The following is a 23,227-nucleotide window of genomic DNA, read 5'->3' on the forward strand; positions in this document are numbered from 1 at the left end:
CTCTTACTCCCTCAATATCTTCAGAAACAGCTTTTCCAGGCGGTGGCCCTGGGGGCGGATATCCATGACCACCATCCCCGCGTTTGTCAGCTGGGACACGAAACCGTTCAGACTCTCTTTGCGGTCCAGTTCCACCTCAAAAGAATTCTCATCGACCACTTTCGGGTGAAAACCCCTGAGCCCCTCCAGCCCCTTGGTCTCCCGGACCGTCACGGTGTACGTTTCCGTGTCCATGAGCTGGACCAGCCGCTTGACCGAGTCGTTGGTGATAATCTCGCCGTTCTTGATGATCGCGGCGTGGCGGCACATCTGCTCGACCTCTTCCAGGTAATGCGTGGTCATCAGGATCGTCAGCCCTCCGCGGTTCATCTCCCGCAGGAACTCCCACATCTCGTGGCGCAATTCCACGTCCACGCCCGCGGTCGGCTCATCCAGGATGAGCAACTGCGGGCGGTGGATCAGGGCCCGCGCGATCATCAGCCGGCGCTTCATGCCCCCGGACAGCTGCCGAGACGGCGAACTCCTCTTGTCCCACAAGCTCAGTCGTCTGAGAATGGCCTCGGTTTCCTTCAAGGCCTCTTTCCTGTCCACGCCGAAATACCCGGCCTGTGTGACCAGGATGTCCTGGACCTTTTCAAACATGTTGAAGTTGAACTCCTGGGGGACAACGCCGATCAATTTCTTGGCTTTGGAAAATCGCGTGTCAATGCTGTGGCCCAAAACCTCAACGCTGCCGCTGGTCTTGTTGACCAACCCGGTGACGATCCCGATCAGCGTGGTCTTGCCCGCGCCGTTGGCGCCGAGCAGGGCAAAAAAATCGCCCCGGGCGACGTCCAGATCCACATTTTTCAGGGCCTGGGTGCCGCTGGCGTAAGTCTTGCTCAATTGACGGATCGACAAGGATTTCATAAAAAAGGAATGCTGTCCTGGGTTATTCCTGCGCAAGATCCCGCATAGAAAGAAAATTATACTGAATCGCGGGGACAAATACTAATGTTTTCTATGTCCGAAGGGATGCTCAGCGCAAATAAAAAACCCTCCCCGCTGTCCGGGCGGGAGGGGGTTTCCCAAAAAACAACAATTCCGCTTATTCGAGTTTCGCTTTCTTCCTAATCAAATTCTTCAAATAATCGGCCGTTTCCTGATCACCCAGCTCTGCGATCTTGGCGATCTCGACTCTGACTTTCGCCATCTGCCCCAACTCAAGGTGTGCGACTCCCAGGTTGCAATGAACGGTAATGTCATCCGGCCTGATTTCGAGGGCTTTTTTGTAATTTTTAATCGCTTTCTCGTAATTCCCGCTATCATGAGCTTTAGATGCCGTGCTCAAAAAATGATCCCTCTTGAGCTTTGCGCACGATAATGAGGAGAAGGCAAGAATGAGACACAACAGGGTCAGCCATCCCAATTGTCCTTTGATTTTCATACGCCCACCTCTTTCAACCGCGGCATTCCTCGCGGAACGCCTATCGCCGGCCGGAACGGCCGGCGAGTCTCTATAAGCTCAAAAAGCCCATTCCTTTAGAAAAAGAATAGGCTTTTTGGTAAATGCGTTGTCAGTTGCTATTCTTTAAAACCTATAAGGTCTTCCTCCGGTGATTCTCCCCGGCCCCTCCGAAGAGTGGCTCCAGGTATATTTGATCTGAAAAGCGTTTCTGATGCAAGTATAAAACATTCCCGGCGGGATTACGAGGAAATATTTACCGTCCCGGGGGTGAATAAACTTAAGGCGTTGGAATATAACTACTTATATAATTTCTTCAACCTTAAAATCTCCCGGCTGAAGCCAACAGGGTAGGCAGGAAAACCCCGGGATTTCAATAACGCCGGGGCCAAGGCACCGCGCTTATCGCGGACCGAAGCGCGGATTTCTGCCGTGGACGGCAGCGGCTCCGCGAGATCCCCCCCGCGGATGACCTGTTTGAGCAGCGGCTGAAATCCGGCCGGGGACTGTTCCGTTGCCAGGGCGATGACATCGCGCGTCATCAAACCCTTGCGGTTGAAATGCCGGTAAACCTGCTTGCGGCCCGGGACGGTCTGCTTGCCCCTGCTGCGCTTGGCCTTGAACTTCACGGTGCCGTCCGGATCGGTCAGCTGAACAAGTTTATAAGTCAAATCCAGGGCCGGCGCATCACGGGAGACCACCATCTCCGTTCCCACGCCGAAGGCGTCGATCGGCGCCCCGGCCTTGACCAGCCGTTCGATCTTATATTCGTTCAAATTGCCGCTGGCAAAGATCCGGATGTCTGTCCGGCCAGCCTCATCAAAAATCCTGCGTACCTTCCGGCTCAAGGCCAGCAAATCCCCGCTGTCCAGGCGCACACCCCGGATGTTCTGCTTCATCGCGGCCACTTTGCGGGCGGCCTCCAGGGTGTCATACGTGTCGATCAGCAAAATGGTGTGGTCGGGAAAAACGTGCCCGTATTTTTCAAAGGCCTCTTCCTCCCGGTCAAAGGCCTGGACCCAGGAATGCGCCATGGTGCCGAACACGGGAATGCCGAAGGCCTTACCCGCGAAAACATTGGACGTGCCCGCGCACCCGGCGATATAGGCGGCGCGCGCGGCCAGGACGCCGGCCTGCGGCCCGTGCGCCCGGCGGGAACCGAAGTCGATCACCATCCGCTCTCTCCCGTCCTGCCCTGCGGCATGGACAACGCGGCCCGCCTTGCTCGCCACCAGAGTTGAAATGTTGAAAACAGACAGGAGATACGTTTCAAGGATCTGGGCCTCCATAACAGACGCCTCCACTTGGAGGATGGGCTCAGAGGCGAAACAAATCTCCCCTTCCTCCAGGGCCCAAACGTCCCCCTGGAACCGGAACGCGGACAGGGTTTCAAAAAATTCCCCTCGGACGTTGTGAAAGGCCGGCTGGGCTTTCAGGTAGCCGATGTCGTCGGGAGTGAATCTCAAACCCCGGATGTAATCCAGCGCCTGCCTCAATCCGCAGGCGACCAAAAAGGCGCGCGGACCGGGCATCGTATGGCAATAGAGTTCAAACGTCGCCCGGGCTTCGACCCGGTTCTGCCAGTACCCGGCCGACATGGTGAGCTCGTAAAGGTCCGTGAGCAGGGCGTCGGAACTCATTGCGTGTCCTTTGCGAGGATGGCCTTGACATCTTTCAGGTTTACAGACTTGACGCCGGCCCGCGTCATGTCCTCGATGGCCTTCCGGGAATCTTCCGGTTTGAGGTCGACCCCGCGGACCGCGTCGGCGAGCAGATAAACGGCCAATCCATGCCGGACCGCGTCCAGGCAGGACTGTTTGACGCAATAATCCGTGGCGAGCCCGCCGGCAAACAAGGCCGTGACCCCGGCCCGGATGAGCACCTGCGGGAAAGGGACATATTTCTCATCAAATCCCTGAAACGCGGAATAGCTGTCTTTTTCCGGGTCCATCCCCTTGGAAATGATCATCGCTCCTGGGGGTAGCTTCAGCTTCGGATGAAAGGCCGCCCCGCGCGTCCCCTGGACGCAATGCGCCGGCCAGTCCCCGCCGAAATCCCGAAAATGGGTTGTGCGGGACGGATGCCAGTCGCGGGAAGCGAAAACAGAACACCCGCCTTTTTCAAAAAGGCGGGCATACGTGTTCAGGACAGGAACAACCTGATCTCCCGAGCCCACCTCCAGGGCGCCGCCCGGGCAGAAATCATTCTGGACGTCGACGATCAAAAGGGCGTTCCCTGGGTTCGGCATCACGGGTCCTTTAAAAAGGATTTTCATTTGGCGGATTCTGATTTACCGATGAACTTCAGCAACGTGGGGACGAGCTTGTCATACAGCTCGCTCTTCCCGAGGTAGGCGGAGATGTCCTCGCTTTTAAAAACGTCCTTGAAGGCGGCCGTTTCAAACATCGTAAGGATCACGACCTTGCACTTTGGGCAGTGGACCCTGACCCGGCCGGCGGCTTCGATCCCGTTCATCCCCGGCAGGCGGATGTCCATGAGCACGATCTGGGGCTGTTCGCGAAGGGCGATGGCGATCCCGATCTCGGCGGACGACGCCTCCAGGACCGTCAGTTTGAGAGCCTGGTTTTTCAGATAGGACTTCACCATCTCCCGGAAATCGTCATGGTCTTCAATGATCAGCAGCTTAGTCCACACAGGTATCTTCCCTTCCGTCAAAACGCTACACGAGGCCTTTTTGAATTGCGTATTTGACAAGGCGCGACGTTGTCTTGATCCCCAGCTTGTTCGTCATGTTCGCCCGGTGCGTTTCAACGGTCCGGGGGCTGATCTTCAGCTTCTCGGCGATATTTTTGCTGGCATGGCCACCGGCGACGAGCCGGAGAATCTGCAATTCCCTCCTGGTCAGGATTTCGACCGACGGGGCCTCGGAATCGTCCAAAGAACGGATATACCGTTCCGTCATGAGCGTGGAAATGGCCGGAGAAATGAACTGTTTGTCTTTCAAAATCATTTTAATGGCCATCAATAGCTGGTCAAACGCGTCCTCCTTGAGCATATACCCCGACGCGCCGAATTTCATCGCGTGCCGAAAATGCTCGGGATCCTTCTGCATCGTCAGCACCAGGGTCCGGATTTTCGGAAATCTCTCGCGGATGATCTTGAGCGCCTGGACCCCGTCCATGTTGGGCATGGTCAAATCCAGAACAACAAGATCGCAGCGGACAACGCCGAGTTTCGCCAGAAGGGCTTCCCCGTCCCCGGCCTCTCCGACAACCTGCAGGGAAGATTCCTTGTCGATCAAACTCTTCAGGCCGGCCCTGAAGATCTGGTGGTCGTCCGCCAGGACGATCTTAGACTTTTGCATTTTTCTTTTCTCCCTGCGTCACGGGCACAATCATCTTGATCACGGTCCCCGCCCCGGGGGCGGACACGATCTCAAAAGAGCTTTTGAGCAGGCGGGTCCTCTCCTGCATCGTGGAAAGCCCGAGGCCGGGCAGGCCGGCGCCCTTGGCTTGCGGCTGAGGAAATCCTTTCCCGTCGTCGCGGATCGTCACGGACAAATTCGTTTCCTGCCGGCGCAGGATCAGGTCGACATTCCTGGCCTGGGCATGCTTGGCGATGTTGGTCAAGGACTCCTGGATGATCCGATAAAGGTTGATCGGTTCTCCCTCGAACACCAGGTCGTCCATGTCCGGGACGGCGGCCCTGATTTTCAGCCCTTTTTTATTCTGAAAGTCGCCCACCAGGGACTTGACCGACGTGGTCAGACCCAGGACATCCAGTGTCGAAGGCCGGAGGACCGCAGCCATGGTCCGGGATTTCTCAACGATCTGGTCCAGATATCCGATGATTTTCTTGACCCCCCTGCCCCTGTCCTGGGGGTTGGCGGCGCATTCCTGGCAGGTGGACTGGATCAGAATTTTCAGCGTGACCAGCGATTGACCGAGGTCGTCGTGGATCTCCCGCGAAATCCGGGCCCGCTCGGACTCCTGGGCCTGGATGATCCTCTGCGGCAACTTTTCCAGTTCCTGCTCCATGAGTTTGCGTTTCGTGATCTCGTTGCGGATCGAGATATACTGGTAGGGTTTGCCCTTGCCGTTCAAAAAAGGGACGATCGTCGTGTCCACCCAGTAATGGCTCCCGTCCTTGGCCCGGTTGCGGATCTCGCCTTTCCACACCTGGCCGGCCGCGATCGTCCGCCACATGTCCCGAAAAAACTCCTTCGGGTGAAGCCCGGAATTGATGAGCCGGTGGTCCTGTCCCAGCAGTTCATCGCGGGAATATTTGGAAATTTCGCAAAATTTGTCGTTGGCGTAAATGATCTTGCCGGTCTGGTCGGTGATGGCCACGATCGAAGAAACATCGAGGGCGAATTTGATGTCCCCCAGCTCTTTGACAAGCTTCTCAAACGGCTGGGGATATGGCGGGCTGACGGGAACTGTATTTTGGGGGGCTCTCATATTCACGGTTTATCTTTGGAGTAAATTATAGCATATAAATCTTGCCTAAGGGCTGCGGAATGCAGTTTTGCGTATCCGGGATGACGCCGTCTCCGCCCGGGGGCGGAATGTCTAAAAATCCTTTGTCGCCTGCCCGGGTTATGTTATGGTAATATTGAATTTAAAATACCCCGGCCATGATCGATCAATCTTCTCTCATCTTCTGGACTCTCACCTCAGGGATCATCAGCGCCCTGGCCACCGGATTGGGCGCGATCCCCGTCCACTTCATGCCGAACAATTCCAAGATGGTGAGAGCGTTCTCCTCCGCCTTTGCCGCGGGGATGATGATCTCCGCCTCGGTGTTTTCTCTGGTGCAGCAAGCGATCAGCCTGCAAACCCGTTTCCCCTCCTCCCCCTACGTCGTGATCGTCGGGCTTTTGGCCGGCGCACTCTTCTTCTGGATCACGGAACGCGTTGTCAGCCAATACGACCTGCAGGACCAGTCCATCGGACGGGGGTTCACGAAAAAAAGCCTCCTCATTTTCGTCGCCATGTTCATCCATTCCATCCCGGAAGGGATCGCCATCGGCGTGGGATTCGCCACCGGGAATTTTGAATTCGGCATGATCATGGCCATCGCCATCTCCGTCCACAACATCCCCGAAGGGATCGCCGTGTCCCTGCCGCTTAAGGCGGAAGGGAACTCCACGTTCAAGTGCGCCGTCATTTCCATTCTCACCAGTATCCCCCAGCCGGTCATGGCCGTTCCCGCGGCCTATTTCACATGGCTTTTTGAGCCGCTCCTTCCCCTGGGCCTGGGCTTTGCCGGCGGCGCGATGATCTATCTGGTGTTTTCGGAACTGATCCCGGACGCGCTTCAGGAAGGCGGGCACACCCTGACCGCCTGGGGCGTTATGACCGGCCTCTGCGCCATGCTTCTCCTCAACAATCTTCTTCATCTTCTCCCGTTATAATACCGTCAATCTTCACCATTTTTACGGATTCCGCAGGCCCTTTTCCGCCCGCCGGGCGCTTCCTGCCGGCTCTTTAACCGAAAGTTAACACAAGCTTTATTTGATTTTCATCTCCCCCCTTTATACTTTCGACCGTAACAATGAAAACATCCGCAATGTCGAAAAGGGTCCGAATCATTGCGCCACAATATTTCAAAAACTCAATAGTCAAGGAGGAGAGGAATGAAAAGAACGGTCGTAGGATTCATGGCGGTTCTGGCCTTTACCGTGTCAACGCCCCAAGCAAGCTGGGCGGCATCGGAAGTGGATGCCCTGATTGAAAAGCTGGTGGAAAAAGGCGTCCTCAGCAAGAATGAAGGCATCGAACTCAAAGCAGAAGTCGCGGCAGACGCGCATATTGTACGCGAAGATGAATTGAAGCGCATGCTCCCCGAATGGGTGCACAACACGAAACTCAAGGGAGACTTTCGCGCAAGATACCAATATGAGAGAAAAGCCAACGACACGGACTCCCGGGACCGCGGCCGGTACCGTTACCGCCTGGGCCTGGAATCCAAAGTCAATGACCAGGTGAAGGTCGGCGCAGGGCTTGCCAGCGGCGCCGAAGATCCGCGTTCCACCAACCAGACGTTCCAGGACACCTTTGAGCGCGGAGATGTCCGGCTCAATTACGCCTACGGAGAGTACTCTCCCTCCCCGGAGATCAGCATCATCGGCGGTGTTTTTGAGAAAAAGAAATACCTCTGGACCCCGGACGACATGCTCTGGGATTCCGATATCAACCCTACCGGCGGCGCCGTTCATCTCGAACGGAAACTTGTCGGCAACACCAAAGGGTTCCTCAACTCCGGTCTCTTTGTACTGGATGAAAGCACGTCATCCGACAAGCCGGATCCCTTCATCCATTATGTCCAGGGAGGGACGAAATGGAAGAATTCATCCGAAAAGGTTGATGCCACCCTGGCCGGGACATACTACGGCTTCAACGCCGTCAAAGGCTCGAATCTCGACTGGTGCGCCGGAACAAACACGGGCCGAACGTCAGGATCGACCTCAAGCGGCGCGTGCACCGGAGCGCCCATCTACGACTTTGACTCAGTCGGCGGCTCCCTGGAAGTCGGCGTAAACCAGTTGTTCGGAGGGCTTCCCTTGAGCTTTGACGAACGGATCTCCCTGTTCGGCGACTACATCCACAACTTCGACCCCAGCGACAACGCCAACGGCTTTGCCGCCGGCGTCAAGTTCGGGCACAAAAAGGTCACCAACAAAAAACAGTGGCAGGCCAGATACCAGTTCACCAAACTCGGGAAAGACGCCTGGTTCGATGCCCTGCCGGACTCCGACCGCCTGGGGGGCGCCACCGATGTCTACGGGCACGAAGGCGTCCTGACCGTCGGGGTCAACAAGAACGTCTTTCTGGAATTCGACTACTACCAGGACCAGCGGATCACCGGGGCGAAAAACCGAGCCCAAGTGATGCAGGCGGACCTGAACTTCAAATTTTAACCCGAATTTTGCATGACACCTCCATTGTTATCAATCATGAATATCCAGAAAAGTGTCATGCAAAATTCGCCTTTGGCCGCCTGCCGTACAGCTTTAGGGCAGGCGGGGTTAATCCGGATTTTGCTGTTGCAAAATCCGGATTCCCAAAATTCAACATAAATACCAAGGAGAAATTCATGAAAAAATTACTCATCAGTTTATTGGTCGGCCTCATGAGCGGGGCTGCGGGTCTCGCTCACGCGGCCGGAGACCTCATCAAGGTGGACGGTTCCAGCACGGTCTTCCCCATTACCGAGGCCGTTGCCGAGGAATTCGGAAAGGTCTCAGGGGGGACCAAGGTCATGGTCGGAATTTCGGGGACCGGCGGCGGGTTCAAACGCTTTTGCCGCGGGGAAACCGACATCAGCGACGCTTCCCGTCCCATCAAGGCCAAGGAAGTGGCTCTCTGCAAAGAAAACAACATCGAGTATATCGAACTGCCGGTGGCCTATGACGGGCTTTCCGTCATGGTCAACATGAAAAACACCTGGGTGGATCATCTCACCGTGGCCGAGCTCAAGAAAATATGGGAACCGGCCGCGCAGGGCACCGTCAAAAAATGGAGCCAAGTCCGGGCCGGATTTCCGGATGAACCGATCACGCTCTACGGGCCGGGAACGGATTCCGGGACCTTCGATTACTTTACCGAAGTCATTAACGGGAAAGGGGGCTTGAGCCGGGGCGACTACACCGCCAGCGAAGACGACAACGTCCTCGTGGAAGGGATCGCCAACGACAAGGGCGCACTGGGCTACTTCGGCCTTGCGTATTATGAGCAGAACAAAGATAAGCTCAAACTTATCCCGATCGATGACGGCAAGTCGTCCAACGGCGAAGGCCCCATCTCCCCTTCTCTGAAAACCGTCATGGACGGGACTTACCAGCCGCTGGCCAGGCCCATCTTCATCTACGTCCGGAAGGACGCGGCCGAAAAAGAATACATCAAGAAATTCATCGAGTATTACCTCAAGAACGGCGCTCCTCTGGTTGAGGAAGTCGGCTACATTCCGCTCACGGACGAGTCCTACGAAGCGGCCCTCCACCGCTTCAACAACCGCATGGGCGGCTCTGTGTTTGCCAAAGAAACCGCCGGCCGCAGCATGGTCGAGATCCTGAAGTCCAACTGATCCCCTCCCCGGAGAACAGCATGTTCTCCGGGGAGTCGAATGGCCCGGTTCCCCGCCGTACCTGCGGCGGGGAACTCCCTTTAAAAAATGATTTCTCCTCAAAAAAAGCGACTGCAAAAAATCAAAGAACGGCTGATCGAGCATATCCTGTTCGCCTGCAGCCTCCTGTCCGTCCTGACCACCGCAGGGATCATCTATGTCCTCCTCTCCGAATCGCTCGGATTTTTCAAGGAAGTCTCCATTGTGAAATTTCTCACGGATACCCAGTGGACACCCATGTTCACGGACAAGCATTTCGGCATCCTGCCCCTGTTGTGCGGGACGTTCCTGACCACGCTGATCGCGATATCCGTGGCTGTGCCGCTGGGGCTCATCAGCGCGATCTATTTAAGCGAATACGCCTCGGCCAAGGCCCGCGACATCGCCAAACCGCTCATGGAGATCCTGGCCGCGGTCCCGACGGTTGTTTACGGATATTTCGCCCTTTTGTTTGTCACTCCGCTTCTCAAAATCATCCTGCCGGGCATCTCCGGCTTCAACGCCTTGTCCGCGGGCCTCGTGATGGGGGTCATGATCATTCCCCTCGTTTCCTCACTGAGCGAAGACGCCATGCACGCGGTCCCCATGGCCCTGCGCGAGGGCGCCTACGCCCTGGGTTCGCACAAAATCCAGGTGGCGTTCAAGATCGTCTTCCCTGCGGCCCTGTCGGGGATCACCGCGGCCGTGATCCTGGCCGTGTCCCGCGCCATCGGCGAGACCATGATCGTGGCCATTGCCGCGGGGCAGCAGCCCCGGCTGACCCTCAACCCCCTGGTGCCGGTCGAGACCATCACCGCTTACATCGTGCAAATCAGCCTGGGGGATACCCCTCACGGCACCATTGAATATCAAACCATTTTTGTCTGCGGCATGACGCTGTTCCTTTTGACGTTCGCGCTGAACGTCGTGAGCTTCCAATTGCGGCGCCGCTTCCAGGAAGTCTATGACTAAAAAGACGGATTCCGCAAACCGCGCCAACAGCCTTATTCTGAGCAAGGAGAACGCTTCGGCCCATAAGAAAGCCGACGACATTTTCAAGATCATCGGTTTAAGCGCGACCCTCTTCGGCCTGATCGTCCTCGCGGCCCTGATCATCGATGTTTTCATCGACGGGGGCAGCCGCCTGAGATGGGACTTCTTCACCAGCTACCCTTCCCGCAAACCGGAACAGGCCGGGATCCTGTCGGCGTGGGTGGGGACCGTCTGGATCATGATCACTACCGCGCTGCTGGCTATCCCGATCGGGATCGCGTCCGGCGTCTACCTCGAAGAATACGCGCCCCGCAACAGATTCACGGATTTTATCGAGATCAACATCGCGAACCTGGCCGGCGTTCCCTCCATCATTTATGGAATTCTGGGCCTGGGATTATTCGTCCGATACCTCAACCTGGACCGCAGCGTCCTCGCCGGCGGCATGACGCTCGCCCTTTTGGCGCTGCCTGTTATCATCCTGGCCACCCGAGAAGCGATCCGGGCCATCCCGTCGTCCATCCGCGAAGCGTCCTATGCCCTGGGGGCGACGAAATGGCAGACTGTCTGCCAGCAGATCCTGCCCGCCGCGATCGGGAATATCCTGACCGGCATCATCCTGGCCATGTCCCGCTCCATCGGAGAAACTGCTCCCCTCATCACCATCGGGGCCCTGACGTACATCCCGTTTCTGCCGACGAACCCTGTCTCGTTTTCCAAACAGTTCCCGTTCCTGCACGTTTCCCTGCAGGGATTCCTGGACGCGTTCACGGTCTTGCCGATCCAGATTTTTAACTGGGTCTCCCGGCCGCAAAAAGGGTTTCTCACCGACGCCGCGGCGGGAATCATCGTCCTGCTGTTCATCACGCTGATGATGAACGGGCTGGCCATCTATCTGAGGCACAAAAATCAAAGAAGGTGGTGATCATGGAGAAGCAAGAGGTCATTCACATCCAAAACGTCAATTCTTTTTACGGGACCAAGCAGGTCCTCCGCGGCATCAACCTCTCGATCTTCGAGAAATCGGTCACGGCCCTGATGGGGCCGTCCGGTTGCGGAAAAAGCACCCTGATCCGCTGCCTGAACCGGATGAACGACCTGGTGCCGCGCTTCCGGCTGGAGGGCAACATCCTTTACAAATCCACGGACCTGTATTCCAAAGACGTGGATGTCACGGAACTGCGCCGGGAAATCGGCATGGTGTTCCAGAAGCCCAATCCTTTCCCCAAGAGCATTTATGAGAATGTCGCGTACGGGCTGCGCATCCAGGGCGTCACGGACCGCGGCACACTTGACGAAGCAGTCGAGGAAAGCCTCAAAAAATCCGCCCTGTGGGGCGAAGCCAAGGACCGGCTCCAGGAATCGGCCCTGTCCCTGTCCGGAGGGCAGCAGCAGCGGCTGTGCATCGCCCGGGCCCTGGCGGTGAAGCCGCGCGTGATCCTGTTCGATGAGCCGTGTTCGGCCCTTGACCCGATCGCCACGGCCAAGATCGAGGAACTCATCTCGGAACTGAAGGAAAACTATACCATCGCCATCGTGACCCACAACACGGCCCAGGCCGCGCGGGTCTCGGATTTCACGGCGTTTCTCCTGCTGGGCGACCTCATCGAATACGGATTGACGGAAAAAATGTTCACGGTCCCTTCCGACAAACGGACCGAGGCGTACCTGACTGGGAAATTCGGTTAATGGCTCTATGAGGGCAGCGGCTGTGTCCCGCGCGCAGTTCGAGACCGCTTTACCATGACTTTAAATCAGAATAAAGCGGGATCGCTGTTTGAGCACGGGACACAGCCGCTGCCTGTCCAACAAACATTCACTTAACTCAAATCATCTTTTGAGGAGAACTTTATGCTCGAAGAAAAAATGTCTTTGCTCAAACGAGAACTCATCTTTTTCGCAACACTGGTCCAGGGGATGATCGAAAAAAGCATCACCGGCCTGCTGAAGCGCGAGAAGGCCTTGTTGTCCACCCTGATCCAGGAAGATGAGATCCGCGCGAATGGGTATGAATCCAAGATCGACGAAGACTGCATCCAGCTGATCGCCCAGTATGAGCCCAAGGCCAAGGACCTGCGCACGGTGATGATGATCGCCAAGATCACCAAGGACCTGGAGCGGATGGCCGACCACAGCGTCAATATCTCCGAAAGCGGGCTGTTCCTGCTGGAGAAGCCGCCGCTCAAACCTCTGATCGATATTCCGCGCATGGCGGATATAACGCGCAAGATGCTCAAGGACAGCATTGACGCCTTCGTCAACGAAGACATCGCACTGGCCAAGGACGTTTGCCCGCGCGACAATGAAGTGGACAATATTTTGGAGCAACTCTTCCGGGAACTCGTCACGTACATGATTTCCGATGTGACGACCATCGAACGGGCCCTGAACCTGATCCGGATTTCCCACAACATCGAGCGCATCGCCGACCTCTCCACCAATATCAGCGAGGACGTGATCTTCATGGTGGAAGGCAAAGTGATCAGCCATCACAAAGAGGACCCCACAACTTCCCTTGGATAAAATCAAAGTGGTAGCTGGGACTTCACTGGAAGGGTTCAGGATAATGGTTGAAGGGAGCTGTAATCCCGCAGGATTCTTGATGCCGCGGCGCGGTTTTGAAGTATAATAAGAATCATCGCAGAAAGGGACACCATGCGCAAAGCCAAAATCCTGATCGTTGAGGACGAGAAAGACATCGCGGAACTTGTCCAATACAACCTCGAGCGGGAGGCCTACCAGGTCACCGCCGCCCGCACCGGCGAAGACGGGATCAAGACCCTGGAACGGGACCTTCCGGACCTGATCATCCTGGACTTGATGCTCCCCGGCATGGACGGGCTGGAGACCTGCCGGTTGATCAAGCAGGACAACAAGACGAAAAACATCCCGATCATCATGCTGACGGCCAAAAGTGAGGAATCCGACGTCATCGTAGGGCTCCAGGTCGGGGCCGACGATTATGTGACCAAGCCCTTCAGCCCCAGGGTCCTCCTCGCCCGCATCAAGGCCCTCCTGCGCCGGTCTTCGGAAAAACCGCGGCCCGCGGAGGTGCGCAGCATCGAGGACCTTGTCATCGACATCCCCAAACACAAGGTCCTTTGGCAGGGAAAACCCGTGGATTTGACCACGATCGAGTTCAACATCCTGGAGTTCCTCTCCCGCCACCCCGGGCGGGTGTTCAGCCGCGACGAAATCATGGACAAGGTCTGGAAAGAGGGCAAATACATCATTGACCGCGCGGTCGACGTCCACATCCGCGGGCTGCGCAAAAAACTCCAGAAAGCCGCGGATTACATCGAAACGGTCCGCGGGGTCGGATACCGGTTCAAGGACATCCACGAGGGGCATGAATAAAATCTTCGACAGACTCTTTGTTGTCATGGTGGGCGTGATCTGGCTCTGCCTCGCCGGGCTCGGGGCCCTGATCGGTGTCCCCTCGTTCCATTACACGGCATTTCTCCTGGCCGGCCTGTTCATGGCCGCGCTTTTGCGGGTCATTATCGGCAAAATCCTCCTGCGCCCCATCCGTCAGATGCAAAAAGCCGCCGCCAACATGAGCCAGGGCGACTTCACCCACCGATTTGACCTCTCCCGCCGGGACGAGCTGCGCGACCTGGCCCAGCAGCTCAACCAGGTTTCCGACGAACTGCAGGGCAAAATCCGGCGGATCATGCGGGACAAAAACGAATTGATGACCATCCTGTCCAGCATGGTCGAGGGCGTCCTTGTCATCGGCCGCGACGAGCGCGTCCTGCTTCTGAACAACCCCCTTGATCTCATGCTGGACCTGCGGACCAAAGATGCCATCGGCCGGCCGTACTGGGAAATCATCCGCAACGAAGAGATCAACACCCTGCTGCGCGAAGCCCTGACCCATAAGCACTCGGTAAAAAAAGACGTTTCGATCATCACCCCGGCCGAGCGCCAATTTTCCATGCAGGTCTCTTCGATCTTCTCCGATGAGGGAGAACTGGCCGGCATCGTTGCCGTATTTCACGACGTCACCGAACTCAAACGGCTGGCCCGGATGCGCTCCGAGTTTGTCGCCAACGTCTCCCACGAGCTGAAGACACCGCTCACCACGATCAAGGGCTTCACCGAGACCCTCCTGGACGGCGCCCTGGATGACAAAGATGCCGCCCGCAGATTCATTTCCATCATCCAGGAACACGCCCAGCGGCTGGAATACCTGGTCAATGACCTTCTGAGTCTCTCGAATCTCGAAACACGCGAGATCAAACTCAACCTGGAAAAAACACCCGTTCACCTGATGATGGAATCCGTCCTGCACCTTTATAAAGATCAACTGGAAAAGCACGGCCCCAAAATCAGGGTCCGGATCCCGGCCGACCTGCCACCTGTTCTTGTGGACCGCGTCAAGATCGAGCAGGCCTTTGTGAATCTCCTGGACAATGCCATTAAATTTACTCCCCCCGATGGCTCAATCGAGATCGCGGCCCACAGGGAAAACGATTATGTCCGCGTCCATTTCACGGACACCGGAATAGGGATCGCCCCGGAGCATCTGCCCCGTGTCTTTGAGCGTTTCTACCGTGTGGACAAAGGCCGTTCCCGGGAAATGGGCGGAACAGGACTCGGGCTCTCGATTGTCAAACACATCCTCCAAATCCACAATGGCAACGTCACAGTGCAGAGCGAACCCGACAAAGGTTCGGTCTTTTCTGTTTTCCTGCCGATCGCCTGAAAAAAACCATCATTTAATCCCCGCCAAAAATCTAAAGCTTCACAAAAGCATATATTTAATAGGTTTACAGATATCGTCACATTTAACATAATCTTAATAATTCCTTAATCGCATTTTAATCTATTAAGATACAATTAAATATTGATTAATATGCGCTCCCCCACTTCCCATGCCTTGTTCATCCCCCTGATTTTCCTGCTCGCCTCCTGCGGCGGCAGAGAATCTTCTCATTCTTCCGGGGCATCCCAACATTCGATCCAGATCAAAGGGTCGGACACCATGGTCAATCTTGTCCAGGCCTGGGCGGAGCGTTATATGGCCGACCACCCGGATGTTTTGGTGGCTGTCACCGGGGGAGGTTCCGGAACTGGGTTTGCCGCGCTTTTGAGCGGGACCTGCGACATCGCCATCGCCTCCCGGGAGATCAAAGCAAAAGAAGTTGAAGAAGCCAAGAAGAAGAACATCGATCCAAAGGAAATGACCGTTGCCCTGGACGGGATCGCCGTCACCGTCAGCCCTAAAAATCCCGTCAGCCGGTTGACCATTGACCAGGTGGCGGACATCTTCACCGGCAAGATCCGCAACTGGAAAGAGATCGGGGGCGAAGACCGGCCGATCGTCCTGCTGTCCCGCGAACTCAATTCCGGCACGCACCTGTACTTCAAAGAACATGTCCTGCGCAAGGGCGACGCCAAGGGCACAGAGGAATTCGATGAAGGCTCCCTCCTGATGCCGTCGTCGCAGGCCATCGCCGATGAGATAGCCCAGAACCCCAACGCCATCGGCTATTTCGGCATCGGATATTCCAACCCGACCCAGAAAATCCTGCCCATCGCCCGGGACGCCCAGAGCGAATACTATCTGCCGACGATCGAAAACATCCAAAAAGGGAAATACTACATTTCACGGCCCCTGCTGATGTACATCAACGGCGAGTCCCAGGGCCTTGTCAAAGACATGATCGAGTTCATCAAAAGCGAAGAAGGGCAGCAGATCGTCAAAGAGATCGATTTTGTCCCCGTCCTTTAACCGGCCATGAACATCAAAAAAATCAAAGAAGCCGTCATTGAAAAAGCCATCCTGGCCTGCGGGGTGACCTCGATCGTTTTTGTCGTCCTGATCCTGGGCTTCCTTCTCAAGGAAGGGTTGTCGCTGTTCAAAACCGTGTCCTTGCCGGACTTTCTGTTCGGACGGCACTGGTATCCCATTTCCGACCCGCCCCGATGCGGGATCCTCCCGTTGATCGTCGGGTCGTTTTATGTGACGCTCGGCGCGACCCTGATCTCCGTACCGCTGGGGATCGCCAGCGCCGTCTACATCGCGGAGATCGCGTCCCCCCGCATCAAGGAAATCCTGAAATCCGGCGTGGAGCTTCTCGCCGCCATCCCCAGCGTGGTTCTGGGATTTATCGGCATGACCACCATCGTCCCTCTGGCTAAAAACCTCCTGAATCTGCCGACCGGACTGACCGCGTTTTCCGGGTCGATCATGCTGGCCTTCATGGCGATGCCGACGATCGTCAGCATCGCCGAGGACGCGATCACGGCTGTCCCGCGGAAATACAAGGAGGCCGCGCTCGCCCTCGGAGCCACGCGCTGGCAGGCGATCTGGAGGGTGATCCTGCGCGCCTCGTCCACGGGCATCGTGGCCGCGGTGATGCTCGGCATCGGCCGGGTGATCGGCGAAACCATGGCCGTGATGATGATCACCGGAAACGCCACGCATATCCCCCAGTCCATTTTCCAGCCGGCCAGAACCCTGACGGCCGCCATCGCGGCCGAGATGGGAGAAACCGTGCGCGAGAGTACCCATTACCATGCCCTGTTTGCCATCGGGATCGTCCTCTTCATCATCACGTTTATCATCAATCTGATCGCGGACTTCGCCGTAAACCGGAAGATCAAATGAGCCACAACCCCCACAGATCCGAAAAAATCGCTTTTTCCCTGCTGTTCCTCGCGAACGTCCTGGTCATTCTCCCGGTCATTTTCATTATCTTCATCATCATCCAAAAAGGCATCAGCGCCATCTCCTGGGAATTCCTCACGGCCATGCCCAAAGACGGCATGCGGGCCGGCGGCATCTTCCCGGCGATCGTCGGAACGGTTTATCTGGTGATCGGGACCTTGGCCTTCGCCCTGCCGCTGGGCGTGCTGGGCGCGATCTATCTGACGGAATACGCCAGGGACAACATGCTGACCCGGCTCATCAAACTGGCGATCATCAACCTGGCCGGAGTTCCGTCGGTCGTCTATGGGCTTTTCGGGCTAGGGATGTTCGTCATGTTCTGCAAATTCGGGTCATCGCTGCTGGCCGGTTCGCTGACGCTGGCGATCATGGTCCTGCCGATCATCATCACGACGACCAAAGAGGCGCTCGACAGCGTGCCGCAGGCTTTCCGGGAAGTGAGCCTTTCACTGGGGGCAAGCAAATGGCAGACAATCCGCCATTCGGTCCTCCCCCACGCCCTGCCGGGAATCCTCACCGGCGTTATCCTGGCGGTCAGCCGCGCGGCCGGAGAAACCGCGCCGATCCTGTTCACGGTGGCCGCTTTTTATCTGCCCAAACTGCCGGAATCCATCTTCGACCAGGCCATGGCCCTCCCGTATCATCTCTACGTCATCTCGACCCAGGTGCCGAACGTCAGCCAGGATATCCGTTACGCCACGGCCCTGGTCCTGCTGGTCATGGTGCTTTCGATGAACGCCGTGGCCATCGTGGTCCGGTCCCAGTTCCGAAAGATGAAAAAATGGTAGACGGAAAAATCAAAATACAGGTCACGGATTTCAACCTCTGGTACGGGGACTCCCAGGCCCTCCGCTCCGTGAACCTCAGCGTTTTTGAAAATGAGATCCTCGGGATCATCGGCCCGGCCAACAGCGGCAAAAGCTCGTTCTTGCGAACTCTGAACCGGCTCAACGACCTCAGCCCGTCCTTCCGCATGAACGGAACCCTCACTCTTGACGGACAAAATATCTACAAGGACATCGACATCGGCCTCCTGCGCAAACGCGTGGGCATGGTCTTCGCCTTGCCAATCCCCCTGCCCTTGAGCATCTATGAGAATGTCGTCTACGGCCCCCGCCGCCACGGCATCAACAGCAGAAAACGGCTGGACGAGATCGTGGAGAGTACCCTCAGGGAAGCCTATCTGTGGGACGAGGTCAAGGACCGTCTCCACACTTACGGGATGAAGCTTTCCGGCGGACAGCAACAGCGGCTCTGCCTGGCCCGGACCCTGGCCGTTGAACCGGACATCATCCTTTACGACGAACCTTGTTCGGGGCTGGACCCCATCTCCACGGCCAAGATCGAAGAAGCCATGCTGCGTTTCAAAAAGAAATACACGCAGATCCTGGTCACCAACAATACCAAACAGGCCGCGCGGGTCAGCGGCAGGACCGCGTTCTTCCTCATGGGAGAGATGGTGGAGATCGACAAGACGGAAAAAATGTTCACCAACCCCGCGGATAAGAGAACGAATGATTATATATCCGGACGTTTCGGCTAATGAGCCCCACATTTACGGAGCGACAGCGAACGTAAATGTGCTGGGCGAATTAGTCCCGCAGTTGTGATTTGCGTCAGCAAATCATGCGGGAATAATGAGACAAAAAACGCGTATAGCAGAAGCCAATACCATATGCCCATCGTCGAAACAAAAAACCTGAACCTCTACTACGGCGACTTCCACGCCCTCAAGGACGTCACGGTCGATATCCGGGAAAACTACATCACCGCCCTGATCGGCCCCTCGGGCTGCGGCAAGTCCACCTTTCTGCGCACCCTGAACCGGATGAACGATCTCATCGAGGGTGTCCGGGTTGAGGGGGACATCCTCATAGACGGGGAAAATATTCTTGCCCCCCAAACAGACCTGGTGAACCTGCGCAAAAAAGTCGGAATGGTCTTCCAGCGGCCCAATCCGTTTCCCCTGAGCATCGCCGAAAACATCCTCTTCGCCCCCAAAATCCACAAGACGGCGAACAAAAAAGACTATGAACGGATCGTCGAGGAATGCTTAAAGGCGGTCCTGCTCTGGGACAAACTGAAAGACAAGCTGAACTCCAACGCCCTGAACCTCTCGCTGGAACAGCAGCAGCGGCTGTGCGTCGCGCGGCTCCTGCCGATCAAGCCGGAGGTCCTGCTCATGGACGAACCGTGCTCGGCCCTCGATCCGATCGCCACGGAAAAGATCGAAGAGCTGATGTGGGTCCTGAAAAAGAACTACACGATCATCATCGTGACCCACAACATGCAACAGGCCGCCAGGGTTTCCGATGACACCGGTTTCATGCTCTTGGGGGAGCTGGTCGAATTCGGGCCGACCAAAGACATTTTCATGATGCCCCGGGACCCGAAGACCCACGACTACATCACCGGAAGGTTCGGATAGCAAAATCAGGGAAAATGTTGTAAACTATTGACCTACTCTTAACAGGGAAGGATCGGGAACCGATGGAAAGACATTTTGACGAAGCGCTGAAAAACCTCAAGGAAAAGCTGTTGCGGATGAGCGGCCTGGTGGAGGAGTGCATCGGCTCAGCTACCAAGGCCCTGCTGGACAGGGATTCCAACCTGGCTTACCGGGTCATCAAATCGGACGATGCGATCAACATGCTGGAGATCGAGGTCGATGACCTGTGCCTGAAGCTCCTGGCCCTCTATCAGCCGACCGCCGGCGACCTGCGCTTCATCACCTCGGCCATGAAGATCACCAACGACCTGGAACGGATCGGGGACCTCGGCGTCAACATAGCCGAAAGGACCCTGGACCTGATCAAAGTCCCCCCTCTCAAACTGCGCCTCGACATCCCCAAGATGGCCACGGCCACCCAGCAGATGCTCAAGGACAGCCTGGACGCCTTCGTCAACAAGGACTCCCAGCTTGCCTACCAGGTCTGCAAACGGGACGACGAAGTGGACGACCTCAACCATGAAATCTTCATGGAACTCCTCAAGTGCAAGCCCGAGGACCAGCCCGAGGTCGAGCGTGTCATCGACCTGATCCTTGTCGCCAAAAACCTCGAACGCATCGGCGACCATTCGACCAACATCTGCGAAGATGTGATCTACATGGTCGACGGCAAAATCATCAAACACCATATCACGGATTAATGAGCACGCGACTTGCGGAACGAAGTGAACGCAAGTCTCTGTGCGAATTAACCCTGCCACATGTGAGCGAGCCTGCGGGCGAGCGGTGACGGAGCAGAGGGAATGTGCCTGACATGTGACTTACAGAGCCATAGGCGACGTAAGCCATACGTGCGGACGGAAGGCCCCAGCCGGGTTGCCCTAAAAAGCGATGAGGGCAGCTGAGGCTAAAAAGAAGAAACGGGGATGGCCTCGTCAATCAGGAGGATCGGGATGCTGCCCCGGACGGGATAGACATATTTCCCGTCCTTGCGGGTCAGGCCGCCGTCGATTTTCTCCGTTACGGCCTTGCCGGCACGGTTGACGACCTTTCCCTGGGGGATAAGCGCATTGATCCTGTCCACCAGCGCCTGCGGCGCAAGTTCGAGATCCTGGTGGCTTTCAGGACAAACGAGGATTTTGAGGAGCTCAGGTTTGATCATAGGAAATATAAAGGGAAACGGGAGACTGCCAAGCTTTGCGGCCCCCGCCTCCCGGGATGCCATTGGAAAAACGGCGATGCGCTGACTATCCGCCGACTTTATTGACTTTTTTGGCCTTGAGGCCCTTGGAATCCTTCTCCACCTCGAATTCAACTTCCTGGCCTTCATCGAGGGACTTATACCCTGCTCCCTGGATTTCGCTGAAGTGCACGAAGACGTCTTCGCCGCTTTCCGAGGAAATGAAGCCGTAACCCTTTTTGTTGTTGAACCACTTCACTTTGCCTTTGACCATGTTTTTGGCTCCCTTCTGACTGATATTTCCAAACCATTTGGAAATCAGCGTTCCGGGCCTCAAAGCCGCAAAGAATCCCTTAGCCATGTGAAGGCCCCTGTTCTTTAGGAAACTCCAGGGGCTGTGATGCACAAAAAAAATCCGCAAGCTTTGGGTTTACGAAAACATAGCTTGCGGTTCTTCTGTGCAACATCCTGAAATTTCCACTCCTTTAACTGACTTGATATAAGACTAACATTCCCTCCCCGGTTTGTCAACTGCCATTCCGTTTTTGCGCTGTCCCATCTGCAAGCAAAGGGTTGTCCGGACGCCGGATCCCGGGAGGTGCCGTGGAGTCCGCTATTCCGAAACCGTCCCCTCATCAACCGGCGGCCCGTCCTCGTTCTCGGCCTCAGACTCTTCTTCCAGAGGTTCTTCCTTGGCGATCATGACAGCGGCCCTCTGCCCCCCGGTTTCCTTATAATAAACATCCACAACATCTTCAGAAGTGAGTTCCGCAAGGGCGGTCAGACGGATCAATTTTGTCTCCGGGCTTACCGCGTAAGAGATCTCCACTTCTTGGTCCTTGTCATAATCGTACTCCAGGACCGTCAGCCGCTCCGCCGAGGCCTTCACGACCGCGCCGAAGGCATACTGGACGTCTTCATCAAACGGCTGCGCCTGAAGAACGGGGACCAAAGCCGCGAGCCAAACGCCCGCGAGCACGACACGACCTGATCTTCCTATCCACGGGATCATAACGAACTCTCCTTTGGTGCAGGTTGAGGGACAGGCATTCCGCCAGGAAACGCAACTATTTTACCATCACGGCCGTAAACGCGTATAAAAAAATCGCCGTCAAAAACGCTTCTGATATTTCAGGAGCACCTTGTCGTCCTCCGCTGGGACGTCCGTTTTCTCACTTGTATTCGGATCATAGGACTGCTTGATCTCCCTCTCAACGCCCACCGAGACCTCATCCGTCACTTGATACTCTCCTCCCATCTTCTGGCTGACCGTGGCGGACTGGGAGGACTCCAATTCCTGTTCGATCCCGTAGCCGACCTTCATCTTCCCGAAAATGTCTTTCCTGACTTCAAGGCCTTTTTTGCTCTGGTCATAGGTCAAAGACACGTCGCTGATCCCCAATTGCTGGGCCAGCCGGCTGCCAGAGCCTCCGAGAAAAATATAATCCACGAAATCACCGGCCAGATCCGGGCTGATGGCGCCCCGCCCGGCCGATTCCTCCAGGCCCTTCCAGCCCTTGCCGGTGACCAGCATCAACAGCAGGATCTCCTGCCGCAACGGCGGCTGAGACGACAAGAACATCTCCGGTTTTTTGTGCGAACCCCGCAGGGAGATCTTGATGTCGGTCTGCGCAACGGCAGCATGTCCCTTGAGATCGAGGACTGGCGTTTGGGGGTTGCCGTCATACCGGATCTTGCTGGGGTCCAGGTAAACTTTCATCCGTTTGGACCGCACGACACCGCTCTCCAGAAAGACTTCACCGTAAAGTTCCGGCGACCGCCGCGGATTCACGAGTTTCACATTCACAAGGGCCGGGCAGTCCTCAAGGAGAAATCCTTTGTGGAGTAATTTTTCGAAAAACCCGCTGCCCGTGATGAAAAATTCGGCGGCCGTGCCTTCAAGATGCAGATCGACTTCCGTCAGGGTCCCGGACAGGCGCTTGAACGCCGTTGCCCGCGGGAAAAAGGACATAATATCCTGGGCATCCAAACTCCGGCCGTAAATATCAAAATCCACCCGGCCATCGTCCACTTTTCCAAAAATCACAACCGGTTCGGAAGACCGGGGCAGCGACAAACGGCCGTCAACGACCTCCAGGACCAGACGCCGGGAACCCCACAGGACCGGGTCTAAAAACACAGTCTTGATAGCGAGAACGCTTCCGGGAGGAAAGCCGCGGAGGTGAGTGATCTTAACATTTTTAAGATTAAGTCCCCGGACAACGGTCCCCTCGACTCTGCCGATGCTCAACCGTCCGTATCCGGTCGCGGCAGGGACCAAATACTCCGCCAGCAAACGGGCGCCCGGGGTCGTGCAAAGGCCGGCCCAGGCCAGGATGCCGCTTGCGAAAAGAATGATTAAAATAGAAATAATAAAAATCTTCTTTTTCATGGGACAGAGACATTTTAACAGAAACC

The 23,227-nt window shown here is 56.3% G+C and carries 26 protein-coding genes; 15 read left to right on the plus strand and 11 right to left on the minus strand.

What is annotated here, in order from left to right; translation table 11 throughout:
• Positions 1-3: 3 nt before the first annotated feature.
• The 7 genes from Q8Q08_02115 to Q8Q08_02145 form a co-directional block, all read right to left on the minus strand.
• Positions 4-909 carry an ABC transporter ATP-binding protein gene (locus tag Q8Q08_02115; protein MDP2652805.1) on the minus strand — a complete coding sequence of 302 codons (906 nt, stop codon included), beginning with the start codon at positions 907-909 and terminating at the stop codon, positions 4-6.
• 178 nt (positions 910-1,087) lie between these two features.
• A complete protein-coding gene (locus Q8Q08_02120) occupies positions 1,088-1,426 on the minus strand; it encodes a tetratricopeptide repeat protein (protein ID MDP2652806.1) in 339 nt (112 codons plus the stop codon).
• A gap of 317 nt (positions 1,427-1,743) precedes the next feature.
• Positions 1,744-3,084, minus strand: a complete 1,341-nt coding sequence (locus Q8Q08_02125) for a nicotinate phosphoribosyltransferase (protein ID MDP2652807.1) — start codon at positions 3,082-3,084, stop codon at positions 1,744-1,746.
• Positions 3,081-3,692 (minus strand): nicotinamidase, encoded by a 612-nt coding sequence (locus tag Q8Q08_02130; GenBank protein MDP2652808.1) that lies wholly within the window; start codon positions 3,690-3,692, stop codon positions 3,081-3,083. Before Q8Q08_02130 ends, Q8Q08_02125 begins: the two co-directional genes overlap by 4 nt.
• 23 nt (positions 3,693-3,715) lie before the next feature.
• The gene (locus Q8Q08_02135; protein MDP2652809.1) at positions 3,716-4,099 is read right to left on the minus strand and encodes a response regulator transcription factor; all 384 of its coding nucleotides are present in this window, start codon (positions 4,097-4,099) and stop codon (positions 3,716-3,718) included.
• Positions 4,100-4,124: 25 nt separating this feature from the next.
• Positions 4,125-4,769: a response regulator transcription factor gene (locus tag Q8Q08_02140; GenBank protein MDP2652810.1), complete on the minus strand. Its 645-nt coding sequence runs from the start codon at positions 4,767-4,769 to the stop codon at positions 4,125-4,127.
• Positions 4,756-5,865, minus strand: coding sequence for a PAS domain-containing protein (locus Q8Q08_02145; protein ID MDP2652811.1), 1,110 nt, complete (start codon positions 5,863-5,865; stop codon positions 4,756-4,758). Before Q8Q08_02145 ends, Q8Q08_02140 begins: the two co-directional genes overlap by 14 nt.
• A gap of 176 nt (positions 5,866-6,041) precedes the next feature.
• On the opposite strand from Q8Q08_02145, the gene Q8Q08_02150 reads away from it, so the two are divergent.
• The 15 genes from Q8Q08_02150 (at position 6,042) to phoU (Q8Q08_02220) (ending at position 20,330) form a co-directional block, all read left to right on the plus strand.
• Complete coding sequence (locus tag Q8Q08_02150; GenBank protein ID MDP2652812.1) at positions 6,042-6,821, plus strand: ZIP family metal transporter; 780 nt, start codon at positions 6,042-6,044, stop codon at positions 6,819-6,821.
• Positions 6,822-7,043: 222 nt separating this feature from the next.
• Positions 7,044-8,327, plus strand: a complete 1,284-nt coding sequence (locus Q8Q08_02155) for a putative porin (GenBank protein ID MDP2652813.1) — start codon at positions 7,044-7,046, stop codon at positions 8,325-8,327.
• Positions 8,328-8,503: 176 nt separating this feature from the next.
• Entirely contained in the window at positions 8,504-9,493 is a 990-nt protein-coding gene (locus Q8Q08_02160; GenBank protein MDP2652814.1) for a PstS family phosphate ABC transporter substrate-binding protein, read from the plus strand.
• An 87-nt stretch (positions 9,494-9,580) separates the two neighbouring features.
• A complete protein-coding gene (pstC, locus tag Q8Q08_02165; GenBank protein MDP2652815.1) occupies positions 9,581-10,483 on the plus strand; it encodes a phosphate ABC transporter permease subunit PstC in 903 nt (300 codons plus the stop codon).
• Entirely contained in the window at positions 10,476-11,429 is a 954-nt protein-coding gene (pstA, locus tag Q8Q08_02170) for a phosphate ABC transporter permease PstA (protein MDP2652816.1), read from the plus strand. Before pstC (Q8Q08_02165) ends, pstA (Q8Q08_02170) begins: the two co-directional genes overlap by 8 nt.
• Before the next feature lie 2 nt (positions 11,430-11,431).
• Positions 11,432-12,193: a phosphate ABC transporter ATP-binding protein PstB gene (gene pstB / locus Q8Q08_02175; GenBank protein MDP2652817.1), complete on the plus strand. Its 762-nt coding sequence runs from the start codon at positions 11,432-11,434 to the stop codon at positions 12,191-12,193.
• 162 nt (positions 12,194-12,355) lie between these two features.
• The gene (gene phoU / locus Q8Q08_02180) at positions 12,356-13,027 is read left to right on the plus strand and encodes a phosphate signaling complex protein PhoU (GenBank protein ID MDP2652818.1); all 672 of its coding nucleotides are present in this window, start codon (positions 12,356-12,358) and stop codon (positions 13,025-13,027) included.
• A 132-nt stretch (positions 13,028-13,159) separates the two neighbouring features.
• Positions 13,160-13,861 carry a response regulator transcription factor gene (locus Q8Q08_02185; GenBank protein MDP2652819.1) on the plus strand — a complete coding sequence of 234 codons (702 nt, stop codon included), beginning with the start codon at positions 13,160-13,162 and terminating at the stop codon, positions 13,859-13,861.
• The gene (locus Q8Q08_02190) at positions 13,854-15,212 is read left to right on the plus strand and encodes an ATP-binding protein (protein MDP2652820.1); all 1,359 of its coding nucleotides are present in this window, start codon (positions 13,854-13,856) and stop codon (positions 15,210-15,212) included. The genes Q8Q08_02185 and Q8Q08_02190 overlap by 8 nt, the downstream gene beginning before the upstream one ends.
• Positions 15,213-15,362: 150 nt before the next feature.
• Positions 15,363-16,241, plus strand: a complete 879-nt coding sequence (locus tag Q8Q08_02195; GenBank protein ID MDP2652821.1) for a PstS family phosphate ABC transporter substrate-binding protein — start codon at positions 15,363-15,365, stop codon at positions 16,239-16,241.
• 6 nt (positions 16,242-16,247) lie between these two features.
• Positions 16,248-17,120, plus strand: a complete 873-nt coding sequence (pstC, locus tag Q8Q08_02200; protein MDP2652822.1) for a phosphate ABC transporter permease subunit PstC — start codon at positions 16,248-16,250, stop codon at positions 17,118-17,120.
• Positions 17,117-17,968 carry a phosphate ABC transporter permease PstA gene (gene pstA / locus Q8Q08_02205; GenBank protein ID MDP2652823.1) on the plus strand — a complete coding sequence of 284 codons (852 nt, stop codon included), beginning with the start codon at positions 17,117-17,119 and terminating at the stop codon, positions 17,966-17,968. Before pstC (Q8Q08_02200) ends, pstA (Q8Q08_02205) begins: the two co-directional genes overlap by 4 nt.
• Complete coding sequence (gene pstB, locus Q8Q08_02210; protein MDP2652824.1) at positions 17,962-18,723, plus strand: phosphate ABC transporter ATP-binding protein PstB; 762 nt, start codon at positions 17,962-17,964, stop codon at positions 18,721-18,723. The genes pstA (Q8Q08_02205) and pstB (Q8Q08_02210) overlap by 7 nt, the downstream gene beginning before the upstream one ends.
• 132 nt (positions 18,724-18,855) lie before the next feature.
• The gene (pstB, locus tag Q8Q08_02215) at positions 18,856-19,608 is read left to right on the plus strand and encodes a phosphate ABC transporter ATP-binding protein PstB (GenBank protein ID MDP2652825.1); all 753 of its coding nucleotides are present in this window, start codon (positions 18,856-18,858) and stop codon (positions 19,606-19,608) included.
• A gap of 62 nt (positions 19,609-19,670) precedes the next feature.
• Entirely contained in the window at positions 19,671-20,330 is a 660-nt protein-coding gene (gene phoU / locus Q8Q08_02220) for a phosphate signaling complex protein PhoU (protein MDP2652826.1), read from the plus strand.
• A 206-nt stretch (positions 20,331-20,536) separates the two neighbouring features.
• Here phoU (Q8Q08_02220) and Q8Q08_02225 read toward each other — a convergent pair whose 3' ends face one another.
• The 4 genes from Q8Q08_02225 to Q8Q08_02240 form a co-directional block, all read right to left on the minus strand.
• Positions 20,537-20,791, minus strand: a complete 255-nt coding sequence (locus Q8Q08_02225) for a hypothetical protein (protein MDP2652827.1) — start codon at positions 20,789-20,791, stop codon at positions 20,537-20,539.
• Between the two features lie 85 nt (positions 20,792-20,876).
• Complete coding sequence (locus Q8Q08_02230) at positions 20,877-21,083, minus strand: cold-shock protein (GenBank protein MDP2652828.1); 207 nt, start codon at positions 21,081-21,083, stop codon at positions 20,877-20,879.
• Positions 21,084-21,422: 339 nt separating this feature from the next.
• Positions 21,423-21,821 carry a hypothetical protein gene (locus Q8Q08_02235; GenBank protein ID MDP2652829.1) on the minus strand — a complete coding sequence of 133 codons (399 nt, stop codon included), beginning with the start codon at positions 21,819-21,821 and terminating at the stop codon, positions 21,423-21,425.
• Between the two features lie 99 nt (positions 21,822-21,920).
• Positions 21,921-23,201 (minus strand): translocation/assembly module TamB domain-containing protein, encoded by a 1,281-nt coding sequence (locus Q8Q08_02240; protein MDP2652830.1) that lies wholly within the window; start codon positions 23,199-23,201, stop codon positions 21,921-21,923.
• Positions 23,202-23,227: the final 26 nt, after the last annotated feature.

This window comes from Candidatus Omnitrophota bacterium, from assembly GCA_030688425.1.
Classification (GTDB): Bacteria; Omnitrophota; Gorgyraeia; order Zapsychrales; family JANLHA01; genus JAUYIB01.